At 67.4% G+C, this 20,370-nt stretch carries 17 protein-coding genes; 7 read left to right on the top strand and 10 right to left on the bottom strand.

The features are described from left to right. Positions 1-266 precede the first annotated feature (266 nt). The 4 genes from ABZV44_RS14055 to ABZV44_RS14040 form a co-directional block, all read right to left on the bottom strand. On the bottom strand, positions 267-1,151 hold the full coding sequence (locus ABZV44_RS14055) for an NAD(P)-dependent oxidoreductase (protein WP_354835840.1): 885 nt from the start codon (positions 1,149-1,151) through the stop codon (positions 267-269). A gap of 146 nt (positions 1,152-1,297) precedes the next feature. Next, complete coding sequence (locus ABZV44_RS14050; RefSeq protein ID WP_354835838.1) at positions 1,298-1,780, bottom strand: DNA starvation/stationary phase protection protein; 483 nt, start codon at positions 1,778-1,780, stop codon at positions 1,298-1,300. A gap of 41 nt (positions 1,781-1,821) precedes the next feature. Further along, positions 1,822-3,306, bottom strand: coding sequence for a catalase (locus ABZV44_RS14045; RefSeq protein ID WP_354835836.1), 1,485 nt, complete (start codon positions 3,304-3,306; stop codon positions 1,822-1,824). 32 nt (positions 3,307-3,338) lie between these two features. After that, entirely contained in the window at positions 3,339-4,049 is a 711-nt protein-coding gene (locus ABZV44_RS14040; protein WP_354835834.1) for an aquaporin, read from the bottom strand. A gap of 189 nt (positions 4,050-4,238) precedes the next feature. On the opposite strand from ABZV44_RS14040, the gene ABZV44_RS14035 reads away from it, so the two are divergent. Continuing rightward, positions 4,239-4,895: a response regulator transcription factor gene (locus ABZV44_RS14035; protein WP_354835832.1), complete on the top strand. Its 657-nt coding sequence runs from the start codon at positions 4,239-4,241 to the stop codon at positions 4,893-4,895. A gap of 256 nt (positions 4,896-5,151) precedes the next feature. Continuing rightward, entirely contained in the window at positions 5,152-6,126 is a 975-nt protein-coding gene (locus ABZV44_RS14030; protein WP_354835830.1) for an aldo/keto reductase, read from the top strand. Positions 6,127-6,155: 29 nt separating this feature from the next. Here ABZV44_RS14030 and ABZV44_RS14025 read toward each other — a convergent pair whose 3' ends face one another. Continuing rightward, complete coding sequence (locus tag ABZV44_RS14025) at positions 6,156-7,613, bottom strand: cytosine permease (RefSeq protein ID WP_354835828.1); 1,458 nt, start codon at positions 7,611-7,613, stop codon at positions 6,156-6,158. A 106-nt stretch (positions 7,614-7,719) separates the two neighbouring features. On the opposite strand from ABZV44_RS14025, the gene ABZV44_RS14020 reads away from it, so the two are divergent. Beyond that, positions 7,720-9,285, top strand: a complete 1,566-nt coding sequence (locus ABZV44_RS14020; protein ID WP_354835826.1) for a PucR family transcriptional regulator ligand-binding domain-containing protein — start codon at positions 7,720-7,722, stop codon at positions 9,283-9,285. A 7-nt stretch (positions 9,286-9,292) separates the two neighbouring features. Here the strand turns inward: ABZV44_RS14020 and ABZV44_RS14015 are convergent, their stop codons facing one another. The 3 genes from ABZV44_RS14015 to ABZV44_RS14005 are packed head-to-tail and all read right to left on the bottom strand — an operon-like array spanning position 9,293 to position 11,909. After that, positions 9,293-10,162 carry a polysaccharide deacetylase gene (locus tag ABZV44_RS14015; RefSeq protein ID WP_354835824.1) on the bottom strand — a complete coding sequence of 290 codons (870 nt, stop codon included), beginning with the start codon at positions 10,160-10,162 and terminating at the stop codon, positions 9,293-9,295. Continuing rightward, positions 10,159-11,280, bottom strand: a complete 1,122-nt coding sequence (locus tag ABZV44_RS14010; RefSeq protein WP_354835822.1) for an NADH:flavin oxidoreductase — start codon at positions 11,278-11,280, stop codon at positions 10,159-10,161. The genes ABZV44_RS14015 and ABZV44_RS14010 overlap by 4 nt, the downstream gene beginning before the upstream one ends. Further along, a complete protein-coding gene (locus ABZV44_RS14005; protein ID WP_354835820.1) occupies positions 11,277-11,909 on the bottom strand; it encodes an urea carboxylase-associated family protein in 633 nt (210 codons plus the stop codon). The genes ABZV44_RS14010 and ABZV44_RS14005 overlap by 4 nt, the downstream gene beginning before the upstream one ends. A 119-nt stretch (positions 11,910-12,028) precedes the next feature. Here ABZV44_RS14005 and ABZV44_RS14000 point away from each other — a divergent pair, with 119 nt between their 5' ends. From ABZV44_RS14000 to ABZV44_RS13985, 4 genes are all read left to right on the top strand, one after another. After that, complete coding sequence (locus ABZV44_RS14000) at positions 12,029-13,354, top strand: amidase family protein (protein ID WP_354835818.1); 1,326 nt, start codon at positions 12,029-12,031, stop codon at positions 13,352-13,354. Between the two features lie 255 nt (positions 13,355-13,609). Continuing rightward, positions 13,610-15,142: a GAF domain-containing protein gene (locus tag ABZV44_RS13995; RefSeq protein WP_354835816.1), complete on the top strand. Its 1,533-nt coding sequence runs from the start codon at positions 13,610-13,612 to the stop codon at positions 15,140-15,142. Positions 15,143-15,375: 233 nt separating this feature from the next. Next, entirely contained in the window at positions 15,376-15,606 is a 231-nt protein-coding gene (locus tag ABZV44_RS13990; RefSeq protein ID WP_354835814.1) for a hypothetical protein, read from the top strand. After that, positions 15,600-15,845: a hypothetical protein gene (locus ABZV44_RS13985; RefSeq protein ID WP_354835812.1), complete on the top strand. Its 246-nt coding sequence runs from the start codon at positions 15,600-15,602 to the stop codon at positions 15,843-15,845. Before ABZV44_RS13990 ends, ABZV44_RS13985 begins: the two co-directional genes overlap by 7 nt. Positions 15,846-15,859: 14 nt before the next feature. On the opposite strand, the gene ABZV44_RS13980 is transcribed toward ABZV44_RS13985, so the two are convergent. Further along, positions 15,860-19,099, bottom strand: coding sequence for a protein kinase (locus tag ABZV44_RS13980; RefSeq protein WP_354835810.1), 3,240 nt, complete (start codon positions 19,097-19,099; stop codon positions 15,860-15,862). A gap of 94 nt (positions 19,100-19,193) precedes the next feature. Beyond that, positions 19,194-20,354 carry a zinc-binding dehydrogenase gene (locus ABZV44_RS13975; protein ID WP_354835808.1) on the bottom strand — a complete coding sequence of 387 codons (1,161 nt, stop codon included), beginning with the start codon at positions 20,352-20,354 and terminating at the stop codon, positions 19,194-19,196. Positions 20,355-20,370 lie beyond the last annotated feature (16 nt).

The following is a 20,370-nucleotide window of genomic DNA, read 5'->3' as shown; positions in this document are numbered from 1 at the left end:
CTGCCGTCTGCCTCCACGCCGTGACCGATGATCTTGCATTTGCAGTGCTCACAGATGGGTGCCATTCGGTGGATCGCACATTCGAAGCAGTCGAAAACGTGCCGCACTCCCTGAGCTTCGACGACGATCGGCATCGCGTAATCGTTACCGCAAACCTCGCATGCGCTCATGGATCGCACGCTACTCCGTGGGACCGGTTCGATGTCTGCAGTTCCGGTTTATAGGTCGTTGACCAGCCGAGTTGTGGTGCCGAGGGGCTGCCTCGGCTACGCCGGCAGGCCGGCCCGGCGGCGGGCCACGGCGGCAACGGCGGCCCAGTCCTTGTCGGCGTCGCCGTGGGCGAGGGCGTCGAGGAAGGCGTCGCGCAGCACGCTGCCGAAGGGCAGCGGGACGTTCGCCGCGGCGCCGGCGGTCAGGGCCAGGTTGACGTCCTTGAGACCGAGTGGCAGCCGGAAGCCGGCCGGTTCGTAGCGGCGCTCGGCGACCATTGCCCCGTAGCCGGTGTAGATCGGACCGGGAAACAGTGTGCCGCTGAACATTTCGACCAGGTCGGTGGGCCGGACACCGTGGGACTCCGCCAAACTGCACGCCTCGGCCATGGACTCGATGGCACAGGCGATCAGGAAGTTGGCGCTGATCTTCGCGGCGTTGGCGTGGCTGGGGCGGGTGCCGAAAGGCCAGGTGTGCCGGCCCATCGCGGACAGCAACGGTGCTGCCTGCGCCAGCGCCGTGTCACCGCCGGCGGCGAGGATGTTCAGTTCGCCGGCGGCGGCGACCTGGGGCCGGCCGAGGACGGGCGCGGCGACGTATCCGATGCCGTGCTCGGTGTGCAGGGCCGCGGCCCGGTCGGCGAGCGCGATCGAGACCGTCGCCATGTTGACGTGCACGGCGGCCTTCGCGCCGGCCAGCAGCGCCGGGTCGAGCAGTAGCTGTTCGACGGCGTCGTCGTTGGCCAGCATGGACACGACCGCCTCGGCGGCGAACACGTCAGCGAGGGTCCCGGCCGCGTCGGCGCCCTGGGCGACCAGCGCGGCGACCGGCTCGGGGGAGCGGTTCCAGACCCGGAGCCGATGGCCCGCCCGCAGCAGGCTGGCGGCCATGCCCTGTCCCATTGCGCCGAGCCCGATGAAACCAACGGTCATTCCGGTCATCACACACTCCTCGTTGTCGTCGTCGGCCGACCGGGTGAGCGGCGGCCGTCTCCAGGTCGAAGGCCAGTGGGGCCGGGCCGGGCGGACCGAGCCCGATCCATCGTCCTCCCCTGGTCCGACATCGCCTCGTCCGACATCGCCGCTGTCTATCCCGCGGTGCGGTTTTCGCTGCTGAGCAGCCACGCCTGCTTCTCGAGTTGATGGATGACGGCATGGAGCAGGTCCGCGGTGGACGGATCTTCGGCATCGGTGTCGTCGTGCGCGGCGCGCAGTGTCGCCACCACGTCGCGAATCTGTGTGGTGACCAGGTCGACGATCACGGCGGTGTGCTGCTCACCGGCCGGGAGTTCCGGCAAGAGGCTGGTCGCCGCGACCGTCTGGGGCCGGCCGTCCGGCACCGCGTCGAGGGCGCGCATCCGTTCGGCGATGGTGTCACCGGCTTCGCATGCGGCATCGACGATTTCGTCGAGCTGCAGGTGCAGGTCACGGAAGTTGTGACCGACGACGTTCCAATGCGCCTGCTTGCCGTTGAGGTGGAGAGCGGTGAGCTCGACGAGGACCTGCTGCAGATTGCCGGCCAGTCGTGACGACGCGCGAAACGCGATTGCCGATTCCATGTGGGTGGTCATGATGGTGCTCCTGAATGTGTTGGGGTGGTGGACTATTCGGGCTAGTGAGTGGTGGTTCCGGCGATCAGGCTCTGCTGAGTGCGGACACCCTGCTCGATGCGGTCGCCGAGCTTCTTGTCTACGTTGCGCCAGTACTCGAAGGCGCGTTGCAGGACCGGTTCAGTGACACCGTGGAGGAGGTGGCCGACGATGTTGCCGGCCAGCCGAGCCCGCGCGGCATCGTCGAGCACGTCGCGCACGAGGGTGCCTGCCTGCCTCCAGTCGTCGTCCTCGGCGCGCAGGGAGTAGGCGGTGCGCACCATCTCCCCGTCGGTGTGCCAGCCCGCCGGTTCGCCGTGGCGTTCGGTGTCGGCGCGGGGGCCGCCCTTGGAGTTCGGCGCGTACACCGGGTCGGAGACGGTGCGGTATCGCATCGCACCGTCCTTGCTGTAGCTGTGCACGGGCGTGATGGGCGCGTTCACGGGCAACTGGTTGTAGTTGGTGCCGATGCGGGCGCGGTGGGCGTCCGGGTAGGCGAACATCCGGCCCAGCAGCATCCGGTCCGGGCTCGGACCGATGCCGGGCACCAGATTGCTGGGCGCGACGGCCAGCTGCTCGATCTGGGAGTGGTAGTCGGTCGGGTTGCGGTCCAGAGTCAGGCGCCCGACCTCGATCAGCGGGTAGTCGGCGTGCGGCCACACCTTGGTCAGGTCGAAGGGGTTGAAGCGGTAGGTCTTCGCCTCCTCGAACGGCATGATCTGCACCTTCAGCGTCCAGCTCGGGTAGTCACCGCGGGCGATCGCCTCGAACAGGTCGCGGGTGTGGTAGTCGGTGTCGACCGCTGCCATGCGGTCGGCCTCGTGCTGGGTGAAGAATTCGATGCCCTGGTCGGTGATGAAGTGGTATTTCACCCAGAACTTTTCGCCTCGTGCGTTGATCCACATGTAGGTGTGCGAGCTGTATCCGTTCATGTGCCGCCAGGTGCGCGGGATACCGCGGTCGCCCATCAGCCAGGCCACCTGGTGCGCGGATTCCGGTGACAGGGTCCAGAAGTCCCATTGCATGTCGTGGTCGCGAAGGTTGTTGTCGGCGCGGCGTTTCTGCGAGCGGATGAAGTGCTGGAACTTCATCGGGTCGCGGATGAAGAAGATCGGGGTGTTGTTGCCGACCATGTCGTAATTGCCTTCGGTGGTGTAGAACTTCACCGCGAACCCGCGTGGGTCGCGCCAGGTGTCGGGGCTGCCGTGCTCGCCGGCCACGGTCGAGAACCTGATCACCAGCTCGGTCGTCGTATCCTGTTGGAACACGGCGGCTTTGGTGTAGGCGCTGACATCGGCGGTGACCTCGAACCGGCCGAAGGCGCCGCCGCCCTTGGCGTGTGGCTGACGTTCGGGCACGCGTTCGCGGTTGAACTGGGCCATCTGCTCGATCAGATAGTGATCGTGCAGCAGGATCGGCCCGTCCGGGCCGACGGTCAGCGAGTGCTCGTCGCTCTGTACCGGGATACCGGCATCGGTCGTCGTCGCTCTGGGCGCCGTCTTGCTCATGGTCTGGCCTTTCTGGTGGTGGAGGCGGCGGATCATCGATCGTCGGGATCGAGTGCGAGGAAGACGGCGCCCGCGGCGGCGCCGGCAATCAGCTGAGCCGCGAGGTACACCCACAGCGTCGGCCAGGCGAACATCCCCATCACCGCCGCGCCGATCGTGACCGCCGGGTTGAACACTCCGCCGGAGATCGCGCCGACCGCGAATCCGCCTGCCACGACGGTGAATCCGATCGCCAGCCCGTAGAACGAGTTGTCCGGATGGCTCCTGCTCGTGGCGACGTTGAGCATCACGTAGCAGAGCGCGAAGGTGAACAACAGCTCGACCACGAACGCGGCCGCGATTGTGTGAAAGGTGAGGGCCGGATGCGGCGGGGCTGCGGGCTGTGCGGGATCCACGACCGCACGCGCCACCACCGCGGCCAGTAGTCCGGCAACCAGCTGCGCGATCCAGTACCGGACGGCATCGCGCAGCGCGATCCGATGTCGCAGCAGCACCGCCAGGGTGACCGCCGGGTTGTAATGCCCCCCGGAGATGTGCCCACCGGCGTAGATCATCACCATCAGCACCGCGCCGATCGCCAGTGGTGCGAACGAGCCGACACTGCGGACGGCCGTCCCGACCGTGAACACCAGGAAGAATGTCCCGATCAGCTCGACGGCGTACTTCGCCGCCGTCCGGCGGGAGGCGGCCGCCCGGTGCGGTTCAGCTGGGCGGACAGCGGCGGCCTCTTCGAATGTGACCATGTCGCGACTCCTCGGTTTGCCTTCTGGGACTTCCAGAATCGCTGTCACCCGAGCCGGTGTCGTCGCTGCTGACATCCATCGGTGCTCCCGGCCAGCACCACAGTGGGTATGGCGGCTACCTGCAATCGGCCCGGTTATGCTCGACCTCTATCGGCCATCCATGTCCGGCGCAAGGAAGGCGAGAGTTCAGTGACGACTCCGTTGCGGGTGCTGCTGGCCGATGACGATGTGCTGCTCCGGGAGGGGTTGGCGAGCCTGCTCACGCGTTCGGGTTTCGACGTCGTGGCCCAGGCCGGAGACGCCTCGCGCTTGCTGGAGCTGGTCCGGGACACGCGGCCCGAACTGGTGGTGGTCGACATTCGAATGCCGCCGACCCACACCACCGAGGGGCTCGACGCGGCCCGTGCGATCCGCGACGAATTCCCGGAAACCGGCATTCTCGTGCTGTCGGCCCACTCGGATGTCGAGCACGCGATGGAGTTGCTGGCCAGCGGCCGGGGGATCGGCTACCTCCTCAAGAGCCGGGTCACCGACGTGGAGGATTTCATCGACACGCTCCAGCGAATCGCCAAGGGCGCGGCGGTCGTCGATCCGGCGCTGGTGACGGAGTTGGTGTCCGCCCGCCGGCGCAACGATCCGCTCGCAGCGCTCAGCGCACGCGAGCACGAGGTGCTGGCCCTGATGGCGCAGGGGCGTTCCAACGCCGGCATCGCCCGGCAGTTGTGGGTCACCGAAGGCACCGTCGAGAAGCACGTGCGCAGCATCCTGACCAAGCTGAATCTGGCCGAGACCCACGACGATCATCGCCGGGTGCTGGCGGTGATCACCTTCCTCGAGTCGCGCTGACCCGGGCCGCTCCCGCGCCCCGCAGCAGGGCCGCCGTGCTGCGCAAACGCAGGGCCGCCGTGCTGCGCAAACGCAGGGCCGCCGGGCTGCGCCGACGCAGGGCCGCCGTCCTGCGCAAACGCAGGGCAGGTGCAGCTGCCGGGAAGGCCGGGATTGCTGCTGGCAGGAATCGTCGATGGGCGCTGGCCGTGGCGACAGGCGCCTTCCGAAGCGCGACAGTAGGCAGCAAGACCCCTACAGAGATTCGGAGAGCGACATGAAGACAACAATTTTGGGAAGAAGCGGACTGCACGTTTCCCGAATTGCCTTCGGCACTTGGCAACTCGGCGGCGATTGGGGGCGGTTCGACGAGGACGCCGCGATCACGGCGATCCGGCGCGCCCGTGATCTCGGCGTCAACTTCTTCGACACCGCGCAGGCATACGGCTTCGGTGCGTCCGAACGGATCCTGGGCCGGGCTCTGCGCCCCGAACTCGCCAGCGCCCGTGACGAACTCGTGATCGCCACGAAGGGCGGGTTACGCAGGACCGATACCGGCCTGGTCCGCGATGCGAGCCCCGACTGGCTGCGCAGGGGAGTGGATGCCAGCCTGGCCGCGCTCGGCGTCGACCACATCGACCTCTATCAGGTGCACTGGCCGGATGCGGCCGTGCCGGCCGCCGAGACCGCGGGCGCGCTGGCCGACCTCGTCGCCGCGGGCAAGATCCGCCACGTCGGGGTCTCGAACTACAGCCCGGCGCAGATCGCGGAATTCTCCGCCGTGCTGCCGGTGGAGACGGTGCAACCGCCATACCACCTGTTCCGGCGGGACATCGAGGACGACCTGCTGCCGTACTGCCGGGTTCAGAACATCGGCGTGCTGGTGTACGGGCCGCTGGCACATGGCTTGCTGACCGGAACGCTGCATCGAGATACGACGTTCGCCGATGACGACTGGCGCAGCACGAGCCCCGACTTCACCGGCGACGTCTACCAGCAGAATCTGACAGCCCTGTGGGAACTGGAGACATTCGCCGCCGACCACAACATCACGGTCGGTCAACTGGCGATCGCCTGGACATTGGCCAATCCCGCCGTGCACGTCGCGATCGTCGGCGCCCGGCAGGCCGGCCATATCCAGGACAGCCTCCGCGCCGCGGACATCGTGCTCGACGATTCCGACCTGGACGAGATCGACAAGATCATGGCCTGGGCCATGCCGATCGCCGGGCCGTCTCCGGAGAGCGTGTGAGCTGGTGACCGTCACCGGCGCCGGCACGTTCACGCTCGCCCGCGCTCCCGGCACGAGGCCGTCGGGCGGCGCCGCCGACGGGCGGCGGTGAGGAAGGCGTAGAGCCCACCGGCGACAAGACTGCCCGATAGCCAGGAGAAGTCGGTATTGGCCAGGGCCTTGGCAAGTGGGCCTTGCATCGCGGGGACCAGACCGTATTGCCAACTCCAACTGGCGAGCAAGCCGGCCACGACACTTACCAGGCCGGGGATGTTGACCTTGCCGTAGGCCGAGGTCGTGGCATCGCGGTACAGGTCGGGGATCGACGGGGTGCGGCGGTGGATCAGGAAATAATCGACGAGCAGGATGGACATCCAGGGACTGATCCACATGAGTATGGAAACCATCCAATTGTCGAAGGCGTGGGCGAAGCTCGATGAGTTGATGAAGATCGCCAGAACGACAGCGGCGATCGCACCGGCGAAGAGGGTGATCTTCCACCGGGCGGTGCGGATGCCGAGGGTCAGGGCGGCCAGCGAGCACGAGTAGAGGTTGAGGATATTGGTGGCGACCGGGCCGTGCATGATCAGCAGGAGTACGGGGATCGCGAGGGCACCGAAGGTGCCGACGACCAAGGTGGACGGATCGGCGCTGCCGCCGGCGCTGGCGAGACAGGCGCCGAGGGCAGCGAGCCAGACCGTCGGAATGTACATGCCGGAGGCCGAAGCCCAGAAGACGGTCCGCGCGGGCAGCTCCGGGCGGGCGAAGCGGCTGTAGTCGGCGGCGTAGGGGATCCAGGTCAAGCCCCAGCCGACGCCGATGGCGGTGACGAGCTGGGTGATGGCGGTGAGCTTTTCGGCGGGGGAGTCGGCCTTGGCAGGTGACCAGTCGAGGTGGGTTCGGGCGAGCGCCACCACCGTCATCACCACCATGACCGCGACAGTGAGCGGTACCGTGTACTTCTCGAAGGCGCGGATGGCGTAGAAGCCGTACAGCGCGAGGGCGAGCTGCACGGCCATGATGACCGCCGCCACAGCGATTTTCAGCCCCAGACCACCTCGGATGCCTATCTGCTCGAGTACGGCCAGTACCAGGTCGAGCACCACCCAGCTGTTCACGCCGACCCAGGCCATGGTCAGCAGACCCTGCACGATGGCCGGCAGCGCCGCGCCGCTGATACCGAAGGCCGAGCGCCCCAGCACCATCTGATTGACGGCAGTGCGGTGACCGATCACATTGAACAGGCCGAATATCGCGCAGCCGAAGAGATTTCCGACCACAACGACGATCAGGGTCTCGAACAGGCTGAGCCCGAGGGTGATGCCGAGCGCACCGAGCACCCAGTTGATGGGAGCGACATTCGCGCCGCACCAGATCCAGAACAGTTCCCAGGATGAGCAGTCGCGCTGCTGGTCGGGAATGGGCAGGATGCCGTGCTCGTCGAAGCGGACGCCGGTACCGGTGGGGGACGTGATCTCAGCGGTGCCGGGAGGTTGCGGAGAAGACATAGCGGAGTTCCTTCGTAGTGAGGTACCTCATAACAGCACCGTCAATGCCAGCGGAGGGATGGATGTTCATCCACCAATTACCGGCTCTCCGTGTACATTCCACCAGGTGTTGACTATTGGCCGACTCGTCGCGGACCCTGCCCTGGGGCTGCGAGTCGTGACGGCGGAACTCACCGAATCCGTGGGGACGGAGATCCACTGGCTGCACACGACGGAGCTCACCGACCCGTCGCCCTATGTCCGGTCCGGCGAACTCGTGCTCACCAATGGCCTGTGGCTGTCACATGTTTCGGCGGACCGGTTCGTGGCGGCCGTCGCGCGGGCAGGTGCGGCCGGGTTGGTGTTCGGGCTCACGGCGCAAACCCCGTCGCTGCCCGAAGAGCTTGCCGCGCTGTGCCTTTCGCACGGATTGCCGCTCATCGAGCTGTGTGCCGGGGTGCCGTTCGCCGCGCTCACCCGAGCGGCCGCCCGGATCCAGAACGAGGTGCTGCAGGCGGAACTGACTGCCACTGTCCATCGTGGCGACGCCCTCGCCACCGCTCTCTCGCGCGGCAGCGGTGCGGCGGGCGTACTCGAAATCCTGCGTGGCGAAACGGAATTGCCGCTGCTCGTGGTAGACCGCAAAGGTCGCCGTCTGGCCAGTATCGGCTGTGAGCCCACCGATGAGCAGGTGCGGATGGCCGCGGCCGCGCTCAATCGCACCCCGCCGCCGATCGAGGTCGATCTGCTCGGGCCCGGACCGGCGGTGTTGTATCTCGTGGAGGGTGCGATGGGGGAGATCGACGCCGGGCTCTACTGCCTGGAACCGGCGGCGGCTCTCACCGCTGCCGATCGGGACGCGCTGGCCCAGGCGGCGCGCTTCCTGAGCTTGGAGGTCACCAAACAGCAGGCCGTACACGCCATCGAGGCGCGTTTCGCCACCGAGCTATTGGAGATGATCCTCTCCGGGCCCCGAACTAGCGGTGAGGTGATTCGCCGCCTGCGCGCCTATGGCGTGCCGCCGGACCGGCCGCTGGGAGTGCTCGTGTCCGCACCGGTCGCCGCCTCCGACGCCGATGCCCTGCCCGGCGATATCGCGCACGCGATCGGCGCGTTCTTCGCCACCCACGGCATACCCGTCTTCACCGCGGCGGGCAGCCGGGATGTGGTGTCCATCTGCCTGTGGGAGCGCTCGGCGGACGAGTTGGCGCGCTTCGCCCGCGACCTGGCCGCGGAGGTCGGCAGACGGGTCTCCGCCGACCGAGTCGTGATCGGCGTGGGAGATATCGCCACGGCCGGTGGTCTGCGGGAATCGCTGGTGCGCGCCCGCGAGGTCTGCCAGATCCTGCGAGTGCAGCATGGCCCGGACACCGCTGTCTTCGCCGATATCGCGACCTTCCGGATGCTGCTCGGCCTGCTCGACGACCAGGTGCGGCAACGGTTCTCGGAGCAGGTGCTGGGCGTCATCCGTGACCACGACGCCCGCACCCACACCGATCTCGAGCACACCCTGCGCACCTTCCTCGCGCACGACGGCCAGTGGGCGGTCACGGCCGCTGCCCTGCACGTCCACGTCAACACCCTGCGCAATCGCATGGCCCGCATCACCGAGCTGACCGGCCGCAATGTCAATCGCCTCGAGGACACCATCGACCTGTACCTGGCCCTGGTGGCCGAACCGCCGGGCCCGTGAGCGTGTGCTACCGCGGGTAGACGGCTTCGTCCACGTCGTAGGCAGGCAGGGGACGGGCCGGGGTGTGGGCGTCCTCCCGTGCCCAGGTCGCTACGTCGCGGCAGCGGGCGAAGGTGACGTCTCCGCATTCCTGGGCGTAGGCGATCAGGTTGCGCAGGGCCAGCATTCGGCCCGGACGACCGGTCAGGAACGGATGCATGCACACGTTGAACAGGCAGCCGTAGTGACGCATGCCGTCGAGCTCGGCCCGCCACATCTGCTCGACCTTGACCGGGGACTCGATGACCGAGCCGATGCGCGGTGCGGGCAGGTACGCGTACTGCTCCCAGTCGTCCAACGACCAGTGCACGGGCAGTTCGATGACCGACCCCTGTGGGGTGTCCACCTGGTACGGCCGGTCATCGCCCATCAGCGAGGAGTCGTAGGCCAGGCCGTATTCTGCTATCAGGGAAAGGGTTTCGCGACTGGCGCTCCACATCGCGGCGCGATGCCCGGCGATCTCGATGCCCTGGGACATGAATACCTTCAGGGCGCGTTCGAAATCGGCGCGCTCGGCGCCGGCGGGCAGCGAGGTGGGCGGCCGGTGGCTGTAGGAATGGTGCGCGACCTCGTGCCCGCGCTCGACGATCGACGCGGCCAGTCCCGGGCGTTGCTCGGCGACCCAACCGGGTACGAAGAACGTTGCGGGAACACCCATCTCGTCGAGCAGGTCGAGAATGCGCGGCACCCCCACATCCGGTCCGTAGGCCTGGTGTGACATCACCATGGGGTGCTCGGCGTAGTGCCGGCCCTCGGCGAGGATCGGCGTCTCGGCGTCCACGTCGAAGGTCAGCGTCGCCACCGCGGCCCCGCCGCGGGTCCAGGTCCGAGCGCTCATTCGCCGGTGCGCTCGCGCCAGGCCGCGGCACAGTCCAGGGTTGCCATGGGGTGCAGCATCTCATGGTCGAACGAGGAGAGTGCAGCGCCGGTCTCGACCCGGCGCGGCAGGTCCGGATTGGCCAGTGCGCCCGTACCCAGCGACAGGATGTCGGCGTGTCCGCCGGTCAGCACTTCGGCGGCCTGGGGCAGGTTGTGCATGCCCCCGTTGGCGATGACCGGGCGGCCGGACACCTCCCGAGCCAGCTGGGTGACGGTCGTGCCGCCGGGAAGTTTCGCGGTCTCGAGGAAGTCCCGGCCCTCGCTGGCGATGTGCAGGTACGTCGCCTCGGTCAAGGCCGCGAAGATGGTGCGCGCGTCGGCCTCACCCTCCGGCCAGCGGTAGGTGAAGTCGTTGACCTTGGTCTGCGACAGCCGGACTCCGATCGGGAAGTCGCCGAGGGCATCACGAATCGCACCCAGCACCCGCGCGGTGAGCCGGATGCGATTCCGCATCGGCCCGCCGTATTCGTCGGTGCGCCGGTTGGTGTAGTCGGTCAGGAACTGATCGAGCAGATAGCCGTTGGCCCCATGGATCTCGACGCCGTCGAAACCAGCCGCACGGGCATTCTCCGCCGCCGCGACGAAACCGGCCACGACATCGTCGATGTCGTGCGCGGTCATCTCCCGGGGCGCGTTCCACGCTCCGCCGACCCCGCCGTAATCGACCATCATCTGCCCGCGCGGCGCTACCGCGGACGGCCCGATGGTCTCGAAACCGTGCGCATTGCCCTGGGAAATGGCTCCGGCGTGCATCAGCTGCGCGACGATCGGAGTCCCGGCCGCGTGCACGGCGTCGACCACCGCGCGCCAGCCCGCGACGTGCTGTTCGGTGACCAGGCCGGGCTGATTGAAGTAACCCTGGCTGTGGGCGGCGTCCGGATAGATGCCCTCGGTGATGATCAGGCCGAATCCGCCCAGCGCGTATTCGCGGTAATACGCGGCCATCTGCTCGGTGGGAGTGCCGTCGGAGGTGGCCGAGACCCGGGTCATCGGCGCCACGGCGAATCGGTTGCGTAGTTTCAGGGTGTCCAGCCCGAACGGTTCGAGTGCGGGGTGGGCGAGTTCGGTGGTGGTCATCGGTGGTTCTCCTCGCTGGTCGGGGGAAGGACGGTCAGGGCCAGTGGCGTGGGCCGCGCCCCATTGATGGGGTTGTGGTCTTGCGGACAGGCGGAAACCACCACCAGGCAGTCCATTTCGGCGCGGAAGGTGATGGCGTCCCCGGGCGCGGTGGCGGCCTCGAGCCAGGTCAGGCTCTCGTCCGCGGCTACCGGAATGCGCATGAACACATTGATCGGTTGCGGAATGAACGGCGGCGCACCGTATCCCAGCTCGGTCAACAGGTGGCGCAGATTGTCGGCGCAGTTTGCGTGTCCCGGATCCCCGTACGCCGCATAGCGTTCCGGGTCGCAGGCGGCGATCAGCATGTCGTGCACACCCGGCGAGGTGTCGTCGGCATACGTGAGGATCGGTCGCCGCCGGTTGGTCACGAATGACTCGCCGAGCGCGGGAAACAGTCGCGCGGTGTGGGTGCGCGTGTGAGAGGCGCTGTGGTGCTCGGTGAGGTCGTGGGCGTTGTAGGCGAACACATCACCCACCTGGCCGCCATCGACGTCGGTGATCCGCAACCGCTCACCGGCGCTCAGGGTCACCGCTCGGGCTCGCCTCGCCGGCACGGTAATCGGCTCCAGATGGCTCAACACTGTCATGGAGGTCAGTCAACCGAACGACCGGGCGCTGTTGAAATGGATGATCACACAGCATCATTGGAATTCGGTGGATCTTCCTACATACCGAAGCGGAAATACTGCTGGGTAGCGTCCTGTCCATGACCACCGCCACCGCCATGGCTCAGGCACTCGCAGCGGGCGGCACGACCGCGGCCCACCTGGCCGCCGTCGCCGTCGACCGGGCCCAGCAATCGGATTCGACCGCGGTACTCATCACCGTCATCGCCGAGCGCGCCGGATACCAGGCCGCGGCTGCCGATCGCCGCCGCCTGCGCGGTACCCGGCGCGGTCCGCTCGACGGAGTCCCGATCGCGTGGAAGGACGTCTTCGATATCCAGGGCACGGTCACGACCAGCGGCTCGGCCGGCCACCTGCACGACGAACCCGCCGCGGTGGACAGCCGCCTCGTCCGGCGCGCCCATGACAGCGGGCTGGTCACCATCGGCAAGACCAACCTCAGCGAGTTCGCCTTCTCCGGTCTCGGGATCAACCTCCACTTCGGCACCCCGGCCAATCCCGTCGACCCGGAGCTGGTCCCCGGCGGCTCCTCATCCGGATCCGCGGTGGCGGTCGCGCGCGGCATCGTCCCGCTGGCGGTCGGCACCGACACCTCGGGATCGGTACGGGTGCCCGCCGCCTACTGCGGAATCGTCGGGTATCGCGCCAGCCCGGGACGCTACGGTGCGAACGACTTCGCGCCCCTGTCCAGCACACTCGACAGCACCGGCATCCTCGCCACCAGCGTGAACGACATCATCGCTCTCGACCGGATTTTCGCGCCCATTCGACACGGCGAGCACACGCCGCTTCGTCGATTCGTCGTTCCCGGCGGCGAGTGGACAGAAGACGTCACGCCTGGGATCGCCGCCGATTTCGAGGCCGCACTTGCCGAAATCCGCCGCGCCGGAGCTGATATTCGCAGGCGCGACATGGCATCGCTGAGTGCTGCACAGGAATTGATGGACGGTGGCGGCACCATCGTGGGCGCGGAGGCATACCGTCTGCACCGTCACCGTCTCGGCTCCGGCCTGCCGATCGAGCCCGCCACCCGGCGAAGGCTCGAAAGCAACTCGCACACAGCGGATTCCATCGCCCCGGTGTACGCCAGGATGCGCGCCCTGCGCGCGGAATTCGCCGCTGAACTCGACGGAGCGGCACTGCTGTGCCCCACCGTGCGTCACCCACCGCCACGCCTGGCCGATCTCCGCGACCCGGCCGGCTACGACAGCGCGAATGCCGCCACTCTGCGCACCACGATGGTCCTCAGCTACCTGGGCACCTGCGGAATTACGCTGCCTGTCGGGACTTCGGCAGGCGGGCCCGCGTGTGGGCTGCTGCTGTCGCTGCCGTCTGGGCGCGACGACGACCTGCTGGCGCACGCCGAGTGGGCGCGGCGCATCTTCGTGAATGCGCGGACGCCGTGACGGCCGTGCGTGCCGTCCCGGACCGCGTCGCGAGCCGCTGACCCGCCACTCCGATGTCCATCGCCGAACAGGTGCCGGGCGGTGCGTAGGCTGCAAGGTGACGATCGAGATCCAATTCGAGGACCTTGTCCGAGCCCGTCGGCTTGACGTGAACGCTGGGTGATGATGTGGAAACGGTCTGAGGTGCACGGCTGGCCAACTTCCACGCCAGGTGCAGAATCCGCGCGCCACCAACCCGATAAGCCGCTCTTCTCGATGCGTGCGCATGTGCTGTCGTGGTCGATGCGCCCGACGACCCCGCTCCTGCCGTTGGGCGTCGCGGTGGCCGCGTTCTTCATTGCGGCGGAGTCGGTTCTCGTCCTCTGGCTCGGGCAGATCGCTCCCGGCAATGCCTTCGGTGTCGTCTATCTGCTGGGTGTTCTGGTGGTGTCGACGGTGTGGGGACTCGGCCTGGCGGTGACGACATCGGTCGCCAGCGCCATCGCCTTCGGCTATTTCCAGAACTGGCCGGGGCAATCCAGCCCGACCGCAGTCCAGAACGGCGTCACCATCGCGGTCTTTCTCTGCGTGGCGCTGCTGGCCAATACCCTTGCGGCAGTGGCCCGATCGCATGCCTCGGAGGCGAATCGCCGTCGCCGTGCCGCCGACCTCGTCGCCCAGCAGCAAGCCGCGTTGCGGCGGGTCGCCACCCTGGTCGCGCGCGGTGCGACATCGTCGGAGGTGTTCTCCGCGGTGGCGTACGAGTCGGCCAGGTGTCTGGGCGTGGTCAACGCCTCCCTGTTCCGCTACGCACCCGATGGCTCGGGCAGGTTCGTCGCGGCACGCGACGAACCCGGACTGCCCAGGATGCCGGTCGGCGAGCGGTTCACACTCGAGGGCGAGAACATCGCGGCGATGGTGCTGCGCACCGGCGGCACCGCCCGGATGGACAGCCACGACCAGGCGACTGGTTCCGCCGCCGCGCGCATCCGTGAGCTGGGTCTGCGCTCGGGCGTCGGGGCGCCGATCGTCGTCGACGGCCACCTCTGGGGCTCGATCGTCGCCGGATCGTCGCGCCGCGGGCCCCTGCCGGCCGACACCGAGGAGCGCCTCGCCGAATTCGCGGACCTCGTCGCGACCGCGATCGCGAATACCGAGGCCCGGGCCGAACTCACCGCATCCCGCGCCCGCATCGTCGCGGCCGCCGACGAGGCACGGCGCCGGATCGAACGTGATCTGCACGACGGCGCGCAACAACGCCTCGTCTCGCTGGGACTCGCGCTCCGCACCGCCGAGGCATCGGTGCCACCCGAGCTGACCACGCTCGAAGCGCAACTTTCCGACGTCGTGCAGGGCCTGGTCGGCGTCTCGGACGAACTCCGCGAGATCTGCCGCGGGATCCATCCGGCGATCCTGTCGAAGGGCGGACTCGGCCCGGCGCTGAAGGCGCTCGCCCGCCGCTGCACCGTTCCGGTGAACCTCGACCTGAACCTCGGCACGCCCATGCCCGAATCCACCGAAACAGCCGCCTATTACATCGCGGCAGAGGCGCTGACGAACACCGCCAAACACGCTCAGGCCACCGAAGTGACCGTGCGCATCACCACCGTCGGTCACCAGCTCCAGCTTTCGATCCGAGACGACGGAATCGGCGGCGCCGACCCGGCCAAGGGCTCCGGGCTGGTCGGTCTGCGAGATCGCATCGAAGCCCTCGGCGGCCGGATGGAGCTGACCAGCCATCCGGGCGAGGGGACGTCGCTGCAGGCCGGCATCCCGTTCGCGACCTCGGCTGCGATATCCGAGGAATAGCCTCGTCTGGGCCCGATCGTGCAGAAAACAGGTATGGGGGTAGGTAGATATCCCGTCGTCCGAGCGGCGCTTCCCGAAGAAGGTGGTGGGGGACAGGTCAGCCACTACCGCTCGGGAACATCATGGATGGACGGAATCAGCAGCGAGGTCGCGACGCGTTCTGGGTTCGGTCGGCGCTGAGTCAGCTGGCGTTTCTCACGTCCGGCAGATCGATCGAACCGGACGCGAGGTCGGTGATCGAATTCGCGATCCGGTGGGCGCCGTTCGGTGGTGCGAGCGCGGGCGAGCTGTTGGTGGCATTCGGTGTCGACCGGCGGCGGTTCATGACGCTGCTCGAGGAAGGGCTGCGGACCCGGCGATCCGACAATTCGGAGCAGCGGTGGTTCAAGCAGCGATTGTCGGACGCGTTGACATCGGCGTGGCGCGTTGATGGCCGCATCAGGGCTGGTGATCTTCGATGCTGACCCGTGCGGAGGAAGCCCGGTTGTCGGCCCAGGGCGATGTGCACGTGCGGATCTGGTTGGGCGGAACGGTGTTCGACTACCGGGCAACCTTGGCCGCCGCGCGGAATCTGATTCATGATTGTCGCCGAAAGTGCTGGTGTGCAATCGAATTGATCATGCAGGAGCTCGAGGAATCGCTGCCGGAAACGCGCCTGCCGAATGAGCGATTGTTCCTCGATCCGCAACCTGTCGGGTGGTAACCGAGTGAGCGGATTCAGGATTCGGGCTGCTCGGCCGCCCATGTCGCGATCTGCAAGCGCGAAGTGAAGCCGAGCTTGGTCAGGATATGTTCGACGTGACCTTCCGCGGTGCGCTGTGAGATCACGAGCTGGGCGGCGATCGCCCTGTTGGACAAACCTCGGGCAACGAGCTCGGCGACCTGGCGCTCCCGTTTCGTCAGGGTCGCACCGGGACCCTGGGCGGGTGCGGCGGCGCTGGATTGCTCGCCGAGCGCAAAGGCCACAGCGGAATCGAACGTCATGGCGGCGCCTTCCTGGCGGGCCGCCTCGAATGCTCTCGCACCGAGCGCCTCCCGGGTGGTGCGCACGCAGTCGTCGCGGTGAACGCGCAGAACGGGAAACACGAATGCGGAGCTGCCGGCAACGCTCACCAGCGAATCGGCGGCACCCATCAGCACAGCTGCGCGTCGATCAGGGTGTTGCCCGGCCGTGACCCAGGCCAGTGCCTCCATACAGGCCGCGGCGACGAGTGGATCCGCCGCCAGCCGGGCCAGCCGAATGCCCTCCTCCAGCAAGCGCGCAGCGCGGTCGGGCTCGCCCCCGCGCCAAGCGGTGTACCCCGCTGCCCACAATGCCCAGGACCGGAGCATCGTTTCGTGGGCGGATTCGGTGATTGCGAGCACCCGCTCGAAGCATTGGATGGCCCGCGACATGTCACCCAGGAGCGCGCAAGACCATCCGAGGGAGATCAGCGCATCCAATTGCAGGCTGAGCTCACCGAATGCTTCGTAGATCTCGACGGCTTCGGCCACGAGCTTGTGCGCGTGATCCACGTCGGCGTCGCCCCTCATCAGAACGGTGTTTCCGGCGGAGTGAGCGAGCAGAGCCCCCACCACGGGTTCGGTGGTCTGTTCGGCCACGTGCCTGAGTTGTGCCAGTTTGTCGGTGGCGTCGGCGAAATCGCCCTGCAGCGTGGCCATTGCCTCGGCGGCATGGAGCGCCTTGGCCCGATCAATGGTCCGCGCCCCGGTCGTGTGGGTGAGTGCGCGAGCAGCCCAGCGGCGACCCTCGCTGAGCCGTCCGCGCATTATCCAGAACGGGTAGAGGGCCATGGTCATCCGCAACGCCGCCTCGTTCGCCTCGGACAGCGCGAATTCCAGTGCTTTGCGGAGATTCGGCAGTTCCCGCTCCAGCCTGGCAACCCACTGCATCTGGTGCGGTCCGATCCATTCCGCCTCTGCCCGCAGCGCCAGACCGAAGCACCAATCCTGGTGTCGCCGAACGGAATCCATGTACTCGCCGGCGTCCTCGGCCTGGTGCCTACCGTATTCCTGGACGGTCTCGAGCATCCGGAAGCGGACAGTTCGATCGACTTCCTCGCGGATCAGAATCGACTTGTCGACCAGTGCGGACAAGGAGTCGAGCAGCTCCGATTGCGTCAGATCGTCACCGCATATCTGTTCGGCGGCGTCGAGCTCGAAACCGCCTGCGAAGACCGACAATCGGGTCCACAACCGTTGTTCGTCCGGAGTGCACAGGTCATAGCTCCAGCCGATGCACCAGGCCAGAGTCTGCTGCCGCATCGGGGCGCCGCGACGTCCGCGAGTCAGCAGACCGTAGCGGTCGTCGAGCCGGGTCAGAATCTGGTCGAGTGACATCGTGCGCAGCCGGGCCGCCGCAAGTTCGATCGCCAGCGGGAGTCCGTCCAAGCGAGCACAGATCCGGGTCACGCTGGCTCTGTTGTCGTCGTCGACTTCGAAGCCGGGTACCACCGCGGCGGCTCGTTCGGCGAACAGGGCCACGGCGTCTTCACGAGCAACTCTCGATGCCGACTTGACCGCTGGATCGGGAATCGTCAACGGGGGCACCGTGAGCACCGATTCTCCGCTGACATTGAGAGCCTCGCGGCTGGTCGCCAGAATCCGCACGTCCGGACAGGCCCGCAGCAGCGATTCGGTCAGTGCCGTAACCGCGTCGATCACCTGCTCGCAGTTGTCCAGCACCACCAGCACGTTGCGGGTGGACAGATATCCGACCAGCACGCCGAGCATCGGTCCGCCCCCTCTGCTGCGGAGGCCGAGCGCAGTGGCGACGATGTCGATCAGTAATGCCGGATCCCGCATATCGCCCAGCTCGACCAGCCACACGCCGTCGGTGAACTCTCCGGTCACCTTGTGCGCGACACGCAGTGCGAGCCGCGACTTACCGACCCCGCCGATCCCGGTCAGCGTCACCAGACGCGAACCGGCGAGCAGGTTCTTGACCTCGGTCACCTGGATGCGGCGATCCACGAAACTGGTCAACTCGAGCGGCAGATTCCCGGCGCCGTTCGGTGCCGTGTCCGCCGATGTCGCCACCGAGTAGGACTCGGCTCCAGGTTCGGCCAGCAGGGGCATGCGGTCGACCAGGAAACCGTACCGGCGCTGGAGCTCCCGGAGTTGGTCTCCCAGCTCCGCGGCGGTGGGGCGGTCGAGCGGGTTGCGCGCCATCGCACCCTCGATCAGCGTGCACACATCCTCGGGAATGTCGTTGTCGCGCAGATCCGGAATCGGTTGCTGGGTGATGCGCAGAAACTGAGCGACCACCTGTTCACCGCTGCGGCGCTCGAAGGCCGCGTGACCGGTCAGCGCGCAGAACAATGTGGCTCCCAGCCCGTAGACATCCGAGGCCCGGCTCGGAGCCTCCCCACTGAGCACCTCGGGTGCGGTGAAAGCCGGAGAAGCGGTGATCGTGCCGGTCGTGGTCTCGAAACCGCCGGTGATGTGCGCGATCCCGAAATCCGTCAACGCCGGCTCACCGTAGTCGGTCAGCAGAATGTTCCCCGGCTTGATATCGCGGTGCAGAACGCCGGTGCGATGCGACGTTTCGAGCGCACCGGCGATCTTCACCCCGAGGTGCAGGACCTCCGGCAGCGGCAACGGGCCGTCGCGCTGAATGCGCGTCTGCAGCGAGCCGAACGAGTGGTACGGCATCACCAGGTAGGGATGACCGCTGCCGGTGGCACCGACCTCCAGCATGCCGACGATGTTAGGGTGTCCGGTCAACCGACCCATCGCTCGCTGCTCGCGCAGGAACCGCTCGCGATTCTCGTCGAATTCCTCGGTCAGCACCTTCACCGCCACCGTGCGATCCACACCGACCTGGCGACACCGGTACACCGCTCCGAACCCGCCCCGCCCGATCTCCACCGCGTCCTCGAAACCGGCAGTTCTCAGCTCCGTGATGACATCGACACCGACATCACGCTGGGTCTTGCAGGGATCGTTCTCGACCATCGGATACTCGTGATCTACCAGCGGGCACCAGCCAGAATATCTCCGTCGGCGCTCGTCCGGACCGGATGTTCGTACGCTGCCGCCAGGCCCCCGGTCAGGGGAGGGTGGCCGCGCTCGCGGGATCGACGAGGATCTTGGCGTGTTCCTCGGGGTTACCGAGGGCGGTGAAGGCCGCGTCCACACCGGAGAGCCCGACCGTCCCGGTGATGAGGGGAGCCGGGTCGACCGCTCCGTCGGCGAGCATGTGCAGGGTGTCGCGGAATTCGCCCGGGTCGTAGCCGGTGGAGAAACGGATGTCGATCTCCTTGTTGATGGCCATCCCGGGGTGGAAGGTATCGGCCTCGAGGCAGGCGCCGACGACGATCAGCCGGCTCATCATGGGCACGCTCGTGAGCAGTCTGTCGATCATGCCCGGCACGCCCACACATTCGAAGACGATCGGGCCCGAGGGTGCGATGTTCAATGTGTGCGCCGCGCGAAAGGCATACCACCACGGCACATTCGGGACCCGGCGCAATTTCTCCATGGTGTCGAAGCCGAGGTTGAGCAGATCCGGGACATTGGTGAGCCGATTCGGGTACGGGGAGGAGGAGAACGGATCGGACTCGCGCGGATCGACCACCACGTCGGCGCCACAGCGGGCGGCCAGCTCCCGGCGCCGCGGGGAGTAGTCGGAGGCCACGACGGAGCGCACTCCCGCCGCCTTCAGCATCGCGATCACGGCCAGTCCGATCGGACCGCAGCCGATGACGTACGCGTTCTGCTTCTTACCGATTCGACTGCGGCGCACCGCATGCCAGGCGACCGCCATCGGTTCGGTCAGGGCCGCGTGCGCGGCCGGCAGTCCGTTCGGCACCGCGAACGTCATCGACTCCTGCACGACGATCTGCTCGGCGTACCCGCCCGGCACCTGCGTCGAGGTCCCGATGATCTGGACGTCCTTGCCGTCGCGGCACATGGGCATCGCCACCACCGGGGTACCCGGCTTCCAGCGGCGCCGGGTGTCGCGACCGTATTCGACGACCTCCCCGCAGAATTCGTGACCGAAAACGACCTTGTCCTCGTGGCGCGGCATTTGGTGGTAGCCGACGGTTGCGGCCATATCGGCGAGTTCGTCACTGTGGACGCGTGCGTGCAGATCCGAACCGCATATCCCGCAACGGGACACATTGATCAATACCTGCCCCGGCCCCGGTCGCGGATTCGGGACATCGGTGACTTCGAGTTTTCCAGCGCTACATACGACTGCCTTCATATCCGCAGCGTATTTC

Origin of the sequence: Nocardia sp. NPDC004860 (genome assembly GCF_040609015.1) — a bacterium.
In the GTDB taxonomy this organism is placed as follows: domain Bacteria; phylum Actinomycetota; class Actinomycetes; order Mycobacteriales; family Mycobacteriaceae; genus Nocardia.
This window is presented reverse-complemented; position numbering and strand designations above follow the sequence as displayed.